Source organism: Streptomyces sp. NPDC002867 (genome assembly GCF_053591895.1).
In genome coordinates this window covers 28,104-42,393 of the sequence record NZ_JBSFUR010000051.1, presented here as the reverse complement: position 1 = coordinate 42,393, position 14,290 = coordinate 28,104, and the positions used below count along the sequence as shown (strand labels likewise).

Annotated in this window: 15 protein-coding genes and 2 pseudogenes; 8 read left to right on the top strand and 9 right to left on the bottom strand. The window is 72.6% G+C overall.

Annotated features, from left to right (window positions below):
• A partial coding sequence (gene ddaH, locus ACWD0A_RS30170) for a dimethylargininase (protein WP_451303206.1) occupies positions 1-685 on the bottom strand: 685 nt, incomplete at its 3' end.
• Between the two features lie 195 nt (positions 686-880).
• On the opposite strand from ddaH, the gene ACWD0A_RS30165 reads away from it, so the two are divergent.
• Together ACWD0A_RS30165 and ACWD0A_RS30160 are read left to right on the top strand one after the other, a co-directional pair.
• Positions 881-1,498, top strand: a complete 618-nt coding sequence (locus tag ACWD0A_RS30165; RefSeq protein ID WP_177150107.1) for a TetR/AcrR family transcriptional regulator — start codon at positions 881-883, stop codon at positions 1,496-1,498.
• A 197-nt stretch (positions 1,499-1,695) separates the two neighbouring features.
• A complete protein-coding gene (locus ACWD0A_RS30160; protein WP_451303204.1) occupies positions 1,696-2,463 on the top strand; it encodes a bifunctional DNA primase/polymerase in 768 nt (255 codons plus the stop codon).
• A gap of 192 nt (positions 2,464-2,655) precedes the next feature.
• Here the strand turns inward: ACWD0A_RS30160 and ACWD0A_RS30155 are convergent, their stop codons facing one another.
• A complete protein-coding gene (locus ACWD0A_RS30155; protein WP_451303202.1) occupies positions 2,656-3,645 on the bottom strand; it encodes a hypothetical protein in 990 nt (329 codons plus the stop codon).
• A gap of 261 nt (positions 3,646-3,906) precedes the next feature.
• Here ACWD0A_RS30155 and ACWD0A_RS30150 point away from each other — a divergent pair, with 261 nt between their 5' ends.
• Positions 3,907-4,749, top strand: a complete 843-nt coding sequence (locus ACWD0A_RS30150; RefSeq protein ID WP_451303200.1) for a PhzF family phenazine biosynthesis protein — start codon at positions 3,907-3,909, stop codon at positions 4,747-4,749.
• Between the two features lie 31 nt (positions 4,750-4,780).
• On the opposite strand, the gene ACWD0A_RS30145 is transcribed toward ACWD0A_RS30150, so the two are convergent.
• Both ACWD0A_RS30145 and map read right to left on the bottom strand, forming a co-directional pair.
• A complete protein-coding gene (locus tag ACWD0A_RS30145) occupies positions 4,781-5,440 on the bottom strand; it encodes a biliverdin-producing heme oxygenase (RefSeq protein ID WP_451303198.1) in 660 nt (219 codons plus the stop codon).
• 92 nt (positions 5,441-5,532) lie between these two features.
• Positions 5,533-6,390 carry a type I methionyl aminopeptidase gene (gene map, locus ACWD0A_RS30140; protein ID WP_307715798.1) on the bottom strand — a complete coding sequence of 286 codons (858 nt, stop codon included), beginning with the start codon at positions 6,388-6,390 and terminating at the stop codon, positions 5,533-5,535.
• A gap of 89 nt (positions 6,391-6,479) precedes the next feature.
• Between map and ACWD0A_RS30135 the strand changes: the two genes are divergently transcribed.
• Positions 6,480-6,707: a hypothetical protein gene (locus tag ACWD0A_RS30135; protein ID WP_307715799.1), complete on the top strand. Its 228-nt coding sequence runs from the start codon at positions 6,480-6,482 to the stop codon at positions 6,705-6,707.
• Positions 6,708-6,806: 99 nt separating this feature from the next.
• On the opposite strand, the gene ACWD0A_RS30130 is transcribed toward ACWD0A_RS30135, so the two are convergent.
• A complete protein-coding gene (locus tag ACWD0A_RS30130; RefSeq protein WP_451303195.1) occupies positions 6,807-7,427 on the bottom strand; it encodes a hypothetical protein in 621 nt (206 codons plus the stop codon).
• A 95-nt stretch (positions 7,428-7,522) separates the two neighbouring features.
• On the opposite strand from ACWD0A_RS30130, the gene npdG reads away from it, so the two are divergent.
• Both npdG and ACWD0A_RS30120 read left to right on the top strand, forming a co-directional pair.
• Entirely contained in the window at positions 7,523-8,236 is a 714-nt protein-coding gene (gene npdG, locus ACWD0A_RS30125; protein ID WP_451303193.1) for an NADPH-dependent F420 reductase, read from the top strand.
• 128 nt (positions 8,237-8,364) lie between these two features.
• Positions 8,365-8,553: a hypothetical protein gene (locus tag ACWD0A_RS30120; protein ID WP_177150116.1), complete on the top strand. Its 189-nt coding sequence runs from the start codon at positions 8,365-8,367 to the stop codon at positions 8,551-8,553.
• Positions 8,554-8,579: 26 nt separating this feature from the next.
• On the opposite strand, the gene ACWD0A_RS30115 is transcribed toward ACWD0A_RS30120, so the two are convergent.
• Entirely contained in the window at positions 8,580-9,377 is a 798-nt protein-coding gene (locus ACWD0A_RS30115) for a site-2 protease family protein (protein WP_451303191.1), read from the bottom strand.
• Positions 9,378-9,542: 165 nt separating this feature from the next.
• Here ACWD0A_RS30115 and ACWD0A_RS30110 point away from each other — a divergent pair.
• A pseudogene (locus ACWD0A_RS30110) lies at positions 9,543-10,318 on the top strand (AfsR/SARP family transcriptional regulator); the annotation flags it as partial.
• Here the strand turns inward: ACWD0A_RS30110 and ACWD0A_RS30105 are convergent.
• From ACWD0A_RS30105 to panB, 3 genes and pseudogenes are all read right to left on the bottom strand, one after another.
• A pseudogene (locus tag ACWD0A_RS30105) lies at positions 10,278-10,859 on the bottom strand (ATP-binding cassette domain-containing protein); the annotation flags it as partial. The pseudogenes ACWD0A_RS30110 and ACWD0A_RS30105 overlap by 41 nt on opposite strands.
• A gap of 90 nt (positions 10,860-10,949) precedes the next feature.
• Positions 10,950-11,318 carry a cupin domain-containing protein gene (locus ACWD0A_RS30100; protein ID WP_451303189.1) on the bottom strand — a complete coding sequence of 123 codons (369 nt, stop codon included), beginning with the start codon at positions 11,316-11,318 and terminating at the stop codon, positions 10,950-10,952.
• 147 nt (positions 11,319-11,465) lie between these two features.
• The gene (gene panB / locus ACWD0A_RS30095) at positions 11,466-12,338 is read right to left on the bottom strand and encodes a 3-methyl-2-oxobutanoate hydroxymethyltransferase (RefSeq protein ID WP_451303187.1); all 873 of its coding nucleotides are present in this window, start codon (positions 12,336-12,338) and stop codon (positions 11,466-11,468) included.
• 155 nt (positions 12,339-12,493) lie between these two features.
• Between panB and ACWD0A_RS30090 the strand changes: the two genes are divergently transcribed.
• The gene (locus ACWD0A_RS30090) at positions 12,494-14,101 is read left to right on the top strand and encodes an MFS transporter (RefSeq protein ID WP_451303185.1); all 1,608 of its coding nucleotides are present in this window, start codon (positions 12,494-12,496) and stop codon (positions 14,099-14,101) included.
• The last annotated feature ends 189 nt before the right edge of the window (positions 14,102-14,290 follow it).

The window sequence follows — 14,290 nt, the reverse complement described above, 5'->3', positions numbered from 1 at the left end:
GCAGCACGTGGAGGCCGTCGCTCACCGCGTTCAGGCCGAGGGCCGCCGCGTCGCTCCCGTCGGCGACGAGAGCGTCGGGGAACAGCCGGGCGAGCACCGCGCGGCTGCCGGGCGAGAACGCGCCCGGCCAGTACATGATCTCGTCGGTCCTGTCGTCGAGGACGGCGAGCGCGGTGTCCAGGTGGTAGTGGCGCGGATCGACGAGGTCGAGCCCGATGACGGGCCGGCCGAAGACCTCCTGGGCCTCGGCGTGCGACAGCGGACTGGACCGGAAGCCGCGCCCGGCCAGGACCCAGGAGGCGGTGACGGCGAAATCGCCCTCGCCCTCGTTGACGTGCCGGGGCTCGTGGACATCGGTCCAGCCGTTCGCCCGGAACCAGTCCAGGTGGTGCGCGGCCTCGGCGGCCCGCTCGGCATGGGCGAAACGGGCGCCGAGCACGCGGCCGTCGACGACGGTCGCGCCGTTCGCCGCGTAGACCATGTCCGGCAGTCCGGGCCGGGCCGGAAGGATGTCGACGCGATGGCCGAGCGAAACGTAGCGGTCGCGCAGGCTCTCCCACTGGAGCCGCGCCAGCGGCCGGTCCACCGGCTTGGTGGGGTCCATCCACGGGTTGATGGAGTACGTCACATCGAAGTGCGCGGGTGGGCACATCAGGTAACGGCGTGGCGAGGCGTCACGAGGCAATGCGGGCTCCTCACGGCGGCGGGGGCGCACGGTTGTGCGTGGAGCCATGGTGCGGTCTGGGCGGGCCCGCCGCCCGCTGCCGAAGGGGTGGTTCGGCGGCCGCTCCGGAGGGGTGGTTCGGCGGCCGCTCCGGCGGCATGCACCGGCGCAGACCTAGCCGAGACGTCTCGTCTTCCCGGTTGGTAGGTTGACGGCATGACCGAGGCCAGGACACCCGACTCCTCCCGCCGCAGCGAGCGCTCCCGCCGCGCGATCTACGAGGCCGCGCTCGCCCTCGTCGGCGAGGCGGGCTACGGGAAGACGACCATCGAGGGCATCGCCGCCCGCGCGGGAGTGGGCAAGCAGACCATCTACCGCTGGTGGCCCTCCAAGGCCGCCGTCCTGCTGGAGGCGTTCCTCGACCTGGCCGAGCAGGCCGCCGAGGAGGCGGGAGGGGGCGAGTACGAGATCCCCGACACCGGTGACGTCGAGGCCGACCTGCGCCTGGTGCTGCGCGCCACCGTGGACGAGATGAACAGCCCCGCCTACGACGCCCCCGCCCGCGCCCTCACCGCCGAAGGCGTGGTGAACCCCGAGGTCGGCGCCCAGTTCGTGGAGAAGCTCCTCGAACCGCAGCTCCAGCTGTACGTCACCCGGCTGCGCGCCGCCCAGGACGCGGGCCAGGTGCGGCGGGGCATCGACCTGCGCATCGCCCTGGAGCTGTTCACCGGCCCCCTCGCGCACCGCTGGCTGCTGCGGACCCTGCCGCTCACCCACGACTACGCCGACGCGCTCGTCGACTACGCCGTCAACGGCCTCGCGCCGCGCCCCTGAAGCACGCACCCCCGGAACGGTCGTACCCCCGAAGCACCCCTGCGCCGCCGTGCGCCGGGGCCCCGCACCGGCGCGCCCGGCGCGCGCCGGGAACACATGAGCAGGCACCCCGGTTGGGGACAGTGGCCACCGGCAGCGCAGGATGGTGGGACCATGGCATTGTCCGCATGGGGCGAGCGTGAGGTGTGAGGGGATAGATGGGCGACGGTATCGGCCGCTTCCGCGGCACGGAGGGCAGGACGTCCCGGGAGAGCAGGCTGGCCCAGTGGTTGCGCCGCCGCACCGGGAACACGGAGGCGGAGGGCTCGCAGCGCGAGGCCCTGCTCCTGGCCACCGCTGCTGCCGGACTGCCGCTCGCGCCCGCCGCGTATCCCGTGGGTCCCAGCTGTTCCTGCGAGCGCATCGGCTGTCCCATCCCGGCCACGCATCCCGTGTCCTTCGCCTGGCAGACGCAGTCCACCACCGACCGGCAACAGATCGAGCGCTGGGCCCGCAACCAGCCCGAGGCCAACTTCATCACCGCGACCGGCATGGTCCACGACGTCCTGGACGTTCCGTCGGATGCCGGTCGCAGTGCTCTGGAGCGGCTGTTGGCGCAGGGCGTGGACGTCGGTCCCGTGGCCGAGTCCGGCGGCGCCGGCGAGCGGGGCCGGATGCTGTTCTTCACGGCGACGCGCGGCACGCCGGAGGACGAGGACGAGTGGTGGCCCTGCGAGCTGGACTGCCATCCCGAGACGATGGACGAGCACCCGGGCCTGCGCTGGCACTGCCGCGGCAGTTACGTGCTGGTGCCGCCCGCCCGCCTGCCGGGCGAGACCGAAGTGGTCTGGGTGCGCGGCGTGGAGCATCCGCTGCCCGACCCGCTGACCCTCCTGGAGACGCTGACGGACGCGTGCGCGCGGTACGCGGCGGGCGAGGACGAGTACGCCGGCCACCACGAGGCCGCCTGGCCGATGGGACGCTGACCCCGGGCGTCGGCCTTTCGCGCCGAGCGCATACGGGCGCGTCCTTGCGCGCGCCCGACTCCCCTGTGGGCACGGCCCGTTGGCCCGAGTGCCACGCGCCCGCGGCCAACGGGCCGTGCACGGTCCCCTGGCGCGGGCGCCTCGTGTTCGTACCGCCGGACACGCCGGCGGTACGCCGCACCGCGTGGTCCCCTACGAGCCCTTGGCCGCCGTCAGGCCGGTCAGCCTGCCCAGTATGTCCGGCTGTCCGCCGCCGCTGCCCACGGGCACCGTGACCACCTGGCTGGAGACCCGCTCCTTGGTGATCGTGGACTTCACCTCGCCCGTGAGCAGCGCCTTCACATCCGGGATGACCTTCAGCCGCACGCCCTTGGCGGCGGTCTGACGCTCGAAGTTCTTCACCGAGAAGAACACCAGCGCGCCACCGTCCTGGGTGACGAGCCCCAGCGGCGCGAAGGCGCCGGTGTCCAGCGGCTGGTCGATGTACTGGGTGGACATGCCCAGCACGGACGCGTTCTTCTTGCGCGTCTCGCGCCAGCCCGACGTGTGCGGGCCCGCCTTGAAGTGCTCCGGCGTGCCGTTCTGCAGGTACGAGGCGTAGTCCTCGCTGAGGTTGCGCGGCGCGACCGCGAGCGCGGCGTCGTCCGGCGCGACCGGCTCCGCGTGGCCGTCCTCATCCCGCTTGAAGGCCGGGATCTGCTTCGGCGACATGATCGCCAGGTACGCGGCCTTCCACGTGTCCTGGACCCCGCCCTTCACGAAGACGACGAGCCAGCGGTTGTCCTGGACGCCGCCGTCGTCCCGGTCGCGGTTGGAGTCCGTGTCCGCGACGAACCAGCGTGGCCAGCCCGCCTTCTTCGGGATGACGTACGTGGCGTCCGCGAGCTCCAGCGGGACGTGCTGCGGGTTGCCGTCGGGGAAGTTGACCTGCCGGGCCTTCAGGCCCGCCTGGTTGATGGCGCCGAGCGCGCCGGTGACGTGCTCCGCGTCGAGGGCGGGGTCGTACGCCTTGTCCGCCTTGTTGTACGCCGCGGTGAAGTCGGCGAGCGCCTTCGCGGCCTCAGCCTCCGTCGCCGACGGGACGACTTCCAGCTCCCCGTGAATTGTCACGCACGCGCTCGCCGTCAGGGACAGCACCACTGTCGCCGCGAGCCCCGTCGCCGCCCGACCCAGCCTTCTCATCGGTTGCCTTCTGCTCCTCGCCCCGCACTGACCGTCCGAACCCTACCGGGGCCGGGAACAGGCCGAGCGCCGGGACCGGATACAGCACCCACACCGTGACCTGGAGGACGGCCGGGTCCGGCTGGACGGTGAACAGGCCCTTCAGCAGCGTCCCGTACGAGCTTCCGGCCGGATCGTGGTGCTGATGTCTCGACGACGACGAGGAGGATCCCGCCCGTCCAGGTGAAGAACTTCGCCGGCCGCGGATGCTTGAATGCCCGCGTGAACCAACGCGACGTGTCCGACGTCATCGACGTCCTCCAGGTCTTCTGCGCCGGCGACGGCCGGTTCGGCAACGCCCTCGGCGTCGTCCGCGACGCGCGCCGCTACCCGGACCAGGTGTCCCGGCAGGCGCTCGCCGCGGAACTCGGCTACAGCGAGACCGTCTTCGTCGACGACGAGGAGCGTGGCGTCGTCGACATCTACACGCCGGGTCTGCGGCTGCCGTTCGCCGGTCACCCGCTCGTCGGCACGGCCTGGCTGCTGGACCTCGACGCGGTCCGCCCGCCGGCCGGCGAGGTGTGGGCGCGCCACGACGGCGAGTTCACCTGGATCACCGCCCGTGCCGAGTGGGCGCCGCCGTGGCAGCTCGTGCCGTACGCGTCCGCCGCCGAGGTCGACGCCCTGCCGGCGCCGCCGCCCGGAGAGGGCCGGCTCTACGCCTGGGCGTGGGAGGACGAGGCGGCCGGACGGGTGCGGGCGCGGGCCTTTCCGCGGTCACGCCCCGAGGAAACCGACCACCGGGAGCAACCGTCAACGGCCCCTGCCCTGGTGAACCACGGCCCGGGCAGGCGGCGCGACCACACCCTCGTGGAGGACGAGGCGACCGGCGCGGCGGCCCTGTTGCTCACCGACCGGCTGGGCCGGGCGCTGAACATCACCCAGGGCAGGGGCTCGCAGATCCTGACCGCGCCGGGACCGGACGGCATCGTCGAGATCGGCGGTCGCGTGCGCCTCGCACGGCCCGCGTCCCAGGCGCAGCCGGCGCGCGGGAGCGTGGGCCGTATCGCGCCTGTGCGGCGCGTCGAGCGGTCCCGCCTTCCGCACGCGGTGACGATGCCCTGACCGTGCCCCCGGGGTCCGGGACCCGGGGCCATCACGCGCTGAGTGGGAACTCCGCGTCGAGCTCGCGGAACACGGCGCTGTTGTGGTCGTACGCCCGCCTGCACTCGTCCACGATCCGCTGTTTCTCCAGGTCGTCCGCGTCGACCGCGTCCAGCAGCGCGCGGTAGGTCCGCTTGAACGCCGCCGGGTTGGGAACTCCCTCGAAGACGTAGAACCGCACGCCGTCGCCCTTGTGCGCGAAGCCCCACGTCTTCTCCGCCCGGTCACGGACGACCTGCCCGCCCGACAGGTCCCCCATGTAGCGGGTGTAGTGGTGGGCGACGTACCCGGCGGGCCAGTCGCGGGCGCACTCGGCGATCCGCGCGGCGTACGCGGCGGTCGCCGGCAGCGCGCGCACGCCCGAGCGCCAGCCGGGACCCCGCAGATGCGCGAGATCGCGCTCCAGCTCCGGCGCGCGCATCAGCTCGGGCCGGACGAAGGGGCCCGCGACGGGATCGTCCCGCAGCGTCCCGGCCGCGTCCTCCAGCGCCCGGTAGACGAACCACAGCTGCTCGGTGTAGCGCGCGTACGCCGCGACCCCGAGCCTGCCGCCCAGCAGACCGCTCATGAACGAGGAGGTCCCGACCCGGGTGTGCTGCTCGTGCGAGGCGACGCGGATGAGCGTCGAAAAGGGTGTGCCGGTTGCGTCCACGGCGTGCCTCCAGGGCCGAAGGGCTGCTCAGGTTCGTCTGAGTCAACCTGTTCCCGACGTCCTGTCGGTAAAAACGCTACCCGCCTGTCGGTTCACGGCAACGTGAGAATCTCCGCGCCGGTTTCCGTCACCACCAGTGTGTGCTCGAACTGCGCCGTGCGCTTGCGGTCCTTCGTGACGACCGTCCAGCCGTCCGCCCACATGTCGTACTCGTACGTCCCCAGCGTCAGCATCGGCTCGATGGTGAACGTCATGCCCGGCTGGATGACCGTGGTCGCGTGCGCCGCGTCGTAGTGCGGGATGATCAGACCGGAGTGGAACGACGAGTTGATGCCGTGGCCGGTGAAGTCGCGCACCACGCCGTAGCCGAAGCGCTTCGCGTACGACTCGATGACCCGGCCGATGACGTTGATCTGCCGGCCCGGCTTGACCGCCTTGATGGCGCGGTTGAGCGACTCCCGCGTCCGCTCCACCAGCAGCCGCGACTCCTCGTCGACGTCACCGCACAGGTAGGTGGCGTTGTTGTCGCCGTGCACGCCGTTGATGTAGGCGGTCACGTCCAGGTTCACGATGTCGCCGTCGCGCAGGACGGTGGAGTCCGGAATCCCGTGGCAGATCACCTCGTTGACCGAGGAGCACAGCGACTTGGGGAAGCCGCGGTAGCCGAGCGTGGACGGGTAGGCGCCGTGGTCGCACATGAACTCGTGCGCGACACGGTCGAGTTCGTCCGTCGTCACGCCGGGCGCGATGTGCTTGGCGGCCTCTTCCATCGCCTGCGCGGCGATGCGCCCCGCGATGCGCATCCGCTCGATGGTGTCGGAGTCCTGGACCTCCGGTCCGGTGTACGGGGTCGGCGCGGGCTTTCCGACGTACTCGGGACGGGCGATGGAGGCGGGGACGGAACGGGTGGGGGAGAGCACCCCGGGAACGAGCAGCGACTGGCCAGACATGTCGCGAGTCTAACCGGGGGCGTCCTGCCCGCCGCCGGGCGTAGGGCCAGGCCCATGGGGCAGCATGGCCCTGGAGGAAGGAGCCGACGATGGCCCTGTTCAAGAAGCGCACAGTGGGCAAACCGGGCGAATGGTACTACTGCCTGCAGCACAAGAAGGTCGAGGAAGGCCCGGAGTGCCCGGCGAAGGACCGCTTCGGGCCGTACACGACCCGCGCGGAGGCGGAGCACGCGATGGAGACGGCGCGGGAACGGAACCTGGAGTGGGAGAACGACCCGCGCTGGCACGACGGGGCGTCGCGCCCGGAGGGCGAGTAGGGGGCGGGGGCGGGGCCGCTGCGCGGGGGGTTCTCCCCGCCCCTTCCTGATGCGCGGGGCAACCGAATCACCTCCGCACGGACGCCCCGTCCCGCCGCGCTACCAGCGCGCCGGCGGCGGCTCCGTCAGCTGGTCCGCCAGCCGCGAGAGCCGGTCGCGGAAACGCAGACGCCCCCGCCGTACGGGGCCGCCGTTCTCCCCGGCCGCCGCGCTCACCAGGTGCTGCACCATGTCCATGTCGATCTCGGCGGTCGTGTCCTGCGACCCCGCAGCCGGGACCGTCAGCGCCTCGTGCGCCAGGCCCTGCACCTCCGGCTCGCCGCCGTCCAGGGCGAGCACCGTCGCACCGGCCCGCCGGGCGTCGTGCACCCGCTCCAGCAGGCCCGCGTCGGGCAGCTCGGGCGCCACGACCAGCAGCGTCTCGCCCCGGCGGGCCGCCTCCAGCCTGCCGAGCCCGACGGTCAGATGAACCGGGTCGCCGGGGCGCACCCGGTGGCGTACGAGCGTCGGCTCCAGCTCCGGAAGACCCGACCAGGCCGCCTCGTCCACCAGATGCGCGGCCAGGTGCCACGGTTCGTACTCCCGCGTGCCCACCAGCAGCAGCCCGCCGCCCCGCTGCACCACGGACGTGCGCAGCACCGCGGCGAAGTGCCGGGTCGCGGCCGGCCACTCGGTCCCGGCGAGGACTTCGCGCAGCAGCGCGACGCGTACGGCATCCATGGAGCCGCATCCTGCACCACGGACCCGCGGCCGGGGGCGGAGTCGGTCCCGGCTCACCCGTTCGGGAGCCGCGTACCAGGAAGTAAGGTCGGGCCATGACTTCGAATGACAGCACGGGCGCCGCGCCGAAGGCCCCCGCCAAGGACCCCTGGGACCTCCCCGACGTCTCCGGCCTCGTCGTGGGTGTCCTCGGCGGCACCGGCGACCAGGGCCGCGGGCTCGCCTACCGGCTGGCCAAGGCGGGCCAGCGCGTGATCATCGGCTCGCGGTCCGCCGAGCGCGCCGAGGCCGCCGCGGCGGAGCTCGGCCTCGGCGTCGAAGGAGCCGACAACGCCGAGTGCGCCCGGCGCAGCGACATCGTGATCGTGGCCGTGCCGTGGGACGGCCACGCCAAGACGCTGGAGACGCTGCAGAAGGAGCTCGTGGGCAAGCTCGTCGTCGACTGCGTCAACCCGCTCGGCTTCGACAAGAAGGGCGCGTACGCGCTGAAGCCGGAGGAGGGCAGCGCCGCCGAGCAGGCCGCCGCGCTGCTGCCGGACTCGCGGGTGACCGCGGCCTTCCACCACCTGTCGGCCGTGCTGCTCCAGGACGAGTCGATCGACGAGATCGACACCGACGTGATGGTGCTCGGCGAGTCCCGCGCGGACACCGACATGGTCCAGGCGCTCGCCGCCCGCATCCCCGGGATGCGCGGAGTGTTCGCCGGCCGGCTGCGCAACGCGCACCAGGTCGAGTCGCTCGTCGCCAACCTGATCTCGGTGAACCGCCGCTACAAGGCACACGCGGGGCTGCGCGTCACCGACGTGTGACCGGCGCCGCGACCCGGGTCCCGGACGCGACCGGCGTCCGGGACGCGACCGGCGTCCGGGAGCCGCGGGGCATGGGGGACACTGGAGGGACTCACCCCCTCCGAAGGACCCGACAGGAGCCGCACCCCATGCCCCGCCTCGCCCTCTACTCCCTCGTCGTCTGCGCGCTCTCCGTCGCCGCGGCGGTGCTGTCCTTCACGCAGGGCATGTGGCTCGGGATCGTCTGGGTGCTGCTCGCCGGCCTGTCGTCGAACATGGCCTGGTACTACATCCGCCGCGCGAGGGCGCAGCGTGGGGCCGACGCCCCTTCCGTCTGACGCCCCCGGCGCCCGCGCGACGTCTGTCAGCCGGCGACGCAGAAGTCGTTCTCGCCGTCCCAGAAGGTGAACAGGTCCCGGCCGCAGTAGATCTCGATCCGCTGCACGCCGAGCGCGTCCATGACGCCGTATATCGCGTCGAAGAACACGCCGTTGACCTCGGGGATCCACAGGATCACGAAGACGGCGAGCAGGCCGAACGGCGCGAACGGCTCCACCTGGCGGCGCACCTTGTACGACAGCCAGGGCTCGATCACCCCGTAGCCGTCGAGGCCGGGCACCGGCAGGAAGTTCAGGATCGCGGCGGTGACCTGGAGCATCGCGAGGAACGCCAGGGCGAGCCGGAAGGGCAGGGGAACCCCGTCGAGGGCGCCCAGCCAGAACGGCGCCGTGCACACGGCGGCGAACAGCACGTTCGTCAGCGGGCCCGCCGCGGAGACCAGGCTGTGCTTCCAGCGCTGCCGGATACGGTGCATCTCGATGAAGACGGCGCCGCCGGGCAGGCCGATGCCGCCCATGATCACGAAGACGACGGGCAGCACGATGCTCAGCAGGGCGTGCGTGTACTTCAGCGGATTGAGCGTCAGATAGCCCTTCGCGCCGACCGATATGTCACCGCCGTGCAGCGCGGTGCGGGCGTGCGCGTACTCGTGCAGGCACAGGGAGACGATCCACGCCGAGACCACGAACAGGAAGACCGCGAGGCCGGGGCTGGCCGCGAAGTCCGTCCACACGGCCCAGCCCGTCACCGCCGTCACCGCGGCGATCCCGATGAACACGGGACTGATCCTGCGGTCGCTGTGGCGCCTGGCAGCGGTGGTCATGGGGGCGGCTCCTGGGACGCGGGCGTGCGGGACCGTGGGACGGGGACGGCGGTGCGGAGTAGACCGTACCGGTGACACGGGGGACAACGTCGCCGGGGGCCTCCCCGGTTCCTGCCCGCTCCCGGCCCGCGGGATGCGCTCGACCCCACCGGGGACAATGACCCGGTGCGCTTCTGTCTCCTCGGCACCACCCAGGCCGTCCGCGCCGACGGCACCCCGGTCGCGCTCGGCGGGGCGCGGCTGCGCGCCCTGCTGACCGTGCTCGCCCAGCGCTCCGGGCGCACGGTCCCCGTCGCCGTACTGGTCGACGAGGTGTGGGACGAAGACCCGCCGGCCGACGCGCACGGCGCCGTACAGGCCCTCGTCGGCCGGCTGCGCCGGGCCGTCGGGCACGAGGTGATCGCCTCGGCCGACGGCGGCTACCGGCTGTGCGCCGACCCCGACGCCGTGGACCTGCACCGCTTCGACCGGCTGACGGGGGAGGGCGCACAGGCGCTCGCGGACGGGGACGCGGCCGGGGCGGCCGCGCTCCTCGACGAGGCGCTCGCGCTGTGGCGCGGGCCCGTGCTGGCGGACCTGCCCGACCGTACGGCCGCCGAGGCGCGCTGGGAGGCAAGGCGGCTGGAGGCCCGCCGTACGCGGCTGGCCGCCGCGCTCGCCCTCGGCCGCGCCGACGACGACCTGCCGGAGTGGCCGCCCTGTGCGGGGCGCACCCGCTGGACGAGCCGCTCCAGGCCCTGCGGATCCGCGCCCTGCGCGACACGGGACGGGCGGCGCAGGCGCTCGCCGCGTACGAGGAGGTGCGCAAGGAACTGGCGGACCGGCTCGGCGCGGACCGCGGTGCCGAACTTCTCGCCCTGTACGGGGAGTTGCTCACCCCCGCCGCTCCCGCGGCGGGCGAACGGTCGCCCCCTCGGCGACCATGTGCCGTACCTCGTCCCACACTTCGTTGCGAGTGCGCGGGTCGAGGCCGGGCGTCGGCTCGTCCAGGTACAGCACGGCCGGCCGGTTGATCATCGAGGCGGCGAGGTCGAGGCGGCGAGGTCGAGCCGGCGGCGCATGCCGCCCGAGTAGGTCGCCGCGGCCCGCCCGGCGGCCTCGGTGAGCGAGAAGCGCTCCAGCATCTCGTCGGCCCGCCGGCGCGCCTCCCGGCGCGGCAGCAGCCGCCCGATCATGTACAGGTTCTCCCAGCCGGACAGCTTCTCGTCCACGGAGGCGTACTGGCCGGTGAGGCCGATGGTGCGGCGCAGCTGCCGTGACTGGATACGACGTCGTAGCCCGCGACGGTCGCCCGCCCGGCGTCGGGGACGATCAGGGTCGACAGGCAGCGCACGAGGTGGTCTTGCCGGCGCCGTTGGCTCCGAGGACGGCGAGGACTGTGCCCTCGCGGACGTCGAGGTCCACCCCGTCCAGCGCCTTCGTCTCGCCGTAGTGCTTCACGAGGCCCCGGACCTCGACGGCGTTCTTGTCGGTGCGTGTCATGCGGTCCACCGTGGCGGGGCGCACCGACAGACCGCCGACAGAAAGCCGACACATGGCCGGCACACCGCCGACGGCCGGTGTTCGCGCAGGTCAGGCGCCGGACTTCGCGTAATCCCCGAAGCCGACCCAGTCGAGCATGACGCACGGCTCGTCGCCGACGACATAGGCGTCGTGCCCGGGTGCGATGGTGACGAACTGGCCCGGTTCGACGTCGGTCGTCTCGCCGTCGTCCATGGTGATCTTCATCCGGCCGCTGACGACGTATCCCACATGGGACGCCATGCAACTGTCCGTCCCGGCGAGGGGCTTGACGTGGGTGGACCAGCGCCACCCCGGCTCGAAGACCGCCCGGCCGACCGGCCCCTGGTCCGTCTCGAGGAGGTCGAGCCGTCCCTTGCCCTCGGTGAATTCCCGTGTCTCGTCGGCCTTGTCGAACGTCCTGCTCACAATTCCGGCCATGGTCATCCGCCTCCTGGCGGCTTTACGGCATACCCCCGAGACCACTTTCCACCTTACGCCGAAGGCCCCTGCCGCAGCCTCACCCGGACATGCCGACAGCCCGCCGACGGGGGAAGATCGGCGGGCTGTCGTCCGTACCGGCAGTGGTCAGTGGAAGGTGTGCTCCTCGGCGGGGAACGCCCCGCCCTGGACGTCCTCGGCGAACGCCTTCGCCGCGTCGCCCAGGATGCGGCGCAGGTCCGCGTACTGCTTGGTGAAGCGCGGCACCTTGCCGCCCGTCAGGCCCGCCATGTCGGTCCACACGAGGACCTGCGCGTCCGTGTCCGGTCCGGCGCCGATGCCGACGGTCGGGATGTGCAGGGAGCGGGTGACCTCGGCGGCGAGCTCGGCAGGCACCAGTTCCAGCACGACGGCGAACGCGCCCGCGTCCTGCGCCGCCTTGGCGTCGCGGATCAGCCGGTGGGCGGCCTCGTCGCCGCGGCCCTGCACGCGGTAGCCCATGGTGTGCACGGACTGCGGGGTCAGACCCAGGTGGGAGACGACCGGGATGCCGGACTCGACGATCAGCTCGGTCTGTGCGAGCGAGCGCTCGCCGCCCTCCAGCTTGACCGCGCCCACGCCCGCTTCCTTGACGAGCCGGGTCGCGTTGCGCAGGGCCTGGACCGGGCCCTCCTGGTACGAGCCGAACGGCAGGTCGCCGACGATCAGGGCGCGCTTGGTGCCCCGGACGACGGCGGCGGAGAGCAGCGTCATCTCGTCCATCGTCACGGGGACGGTGGTCTCGTAACCGAGGTGACAGTTGCCCATCGAGTCACCGACGAGCATGACCGGGATGCCGGCCTCGTCGAAGACGGACGCGGTCATCGCGTCGTACGCGGTGAGCATGGCCCACTTCTCGCCGCGCTCCTTGGCGGCGGTGATGTCGTGGACGGTGATGCGCCGCCTCTGCGAGCCGCCGTAGAGCGCCTTGCTGTCGGAGGGGCGGGCGGCGGGCTGGGTCTGCGCAGCCTGAAGCGTCATGGCTGATCCGGCTCCTTGGTGTCATCTCGAGGCGCCCTGACGGCGTCCCCGGACCGCCTCCATGGTGGCACTACGTGCCGCCCGGACGGAAGAGGACCCGTGTCGCGGAGTTTCTATACGAGACGGTGTCGTATCAAAATGGTTAGGCTGGCTCCATGACCAGCCCCCCCGGGGCCGCCACGGCGCCCCGCGTATCCGAGGCCGTCCACCGCAGACGCTGGGCGACCCTCGCCGTCCTGATGCTCAGCCTGCTGATCGTGGTACTGGACAACTCGATCCTGAACGTGGCGGTGCGGACGATCGCCGCGCCCCCGCCCACCGGCCTCGGCGCCACCCAGGGGCAGCTGGAGTGGGCGATCAACGCGTACACGCTCGTGTTCGCCGGGCTGCTCTTCACGGCGGGACTGCTCGGCGACCGCATCGGCCGCAAGAAGGTGCTGCTCTTCGGCATCACCGTCTTCGGCGTGGGGTCGGCGCTCGCCGCGTTCTCCGCCTCTCCCGTCGAGCTGATCGCCTACCGGGCCATGATGGGCCTCGGCTCGGCCTTCGTCATGCCGGCCACGCTCGCCGTCCTGATGAACGTCTTCGAGCGCGACGAACAGCCCAAGGCGATCGGCATCTGGACCGGCAGCGTCGGCGTCGCCGTCGCGATCGGCCCGATCACCGGAGGACTGCTGCTGGAGCACTTCTGGTGGGGCTCGATCTTCCTGGTCAACGTGCCGGTCGTGATCATCGCCCTGGTGGCGATGGTCCTGCTGGTCCCCGAGTCCAAGGACCCGGATCCGGGTCGTATGGACCCGCTCGGCGTCGTCCTGTCCATCATCGGCCTCGTCCTGCTGGTGTCCGGCATCATCCACGGCGGCGAGCTCGCCGACTTCACCGCGCCCTCCGTGGTCCTCCCTCTCCTGGCCGGCGTGGTGGTGCTGGCCGGCTTCGTGCTGCACGAGAAGCGGAGCGACCACCCGGCGATCGACATGTCGTACTTCGGCAGGCCGGCGTTCGCCGCCTCCATCGCCGCGGGCGCCCTGGGCTTCTTCGCGCTCATGGGCGTGACCTTCATCTCCGCGTTCTACCTGCAGAGCGTGCGGGGCCACAGCGCGCTGGAGGCCGGGATGCTGATGGTGCCGCTGGCGGTGACGCAGGTGGTGTTCGCCCCGCGGGCCCGCCTGGTCGTGGACCGCTACGGCGCACGTGGCGTGTGCGCGGTGGGCATGCTGATGGTCGCGGTGGGACTCGGCTCGTTCGGGTTCTTCGACGCGTCGACGCCGCTGTGGGTGCTCGAGGCCGTCTTCTTCGTCCAGGGCACGGGCATGGCGCACGTCATGACGCCGGTGACGGTGGCCGTGATGCAGACGCTGCCGAGGGAGAAGGCCGGATCGGGCTCGGCGATCAACAACACGTTCCGGCAGGTGGGCGGCGCCCTGGGCGTCGCTGTGCTCGGCTCGGCGCTGTCCGCGCGCTACCGGGGCGAGATCGAGCCCCACCTGACCGGCCTGTCGGCGGGGGCGCGGGAGGCGGCGGGCGAGTCGGTCGAGTCGACGCTCGCCGCGGCGCAGCGCCTGGGCCCCGCGGGCGAGGCGCTGACGGCCCCGGCGCACGAGGCGTTCCTGAGCGCGATGCACCTGACGGCGCTCGGGTCGGCGGTCGTGGCGGTGATCGGCGCGGTGGTGGTGGCGTTGTTCCTGCCCGGCCGGGTCGGGCCACGGGCGGAGGAGCCCGAGCCCGAGCAGGTGCCGGTGAGGACCGAGCCACCGGGGGAGTGAGCAGCGTGAAGAGCCTGCGGGAGAATGGCCGGATGGCGGCGAGAGGCGGAGGGACGGTGCCCCCCGGTCAGCAGCACGGCACGCACGGGCGGGACGGGCGGGGGTCGGACGCGCGCGGGTCCGGCCCCGGCGCGCATGCCCACGGAGGGGACGCACGCGGGTCCGGCTCCGGGGCACACGCGCGCGGAC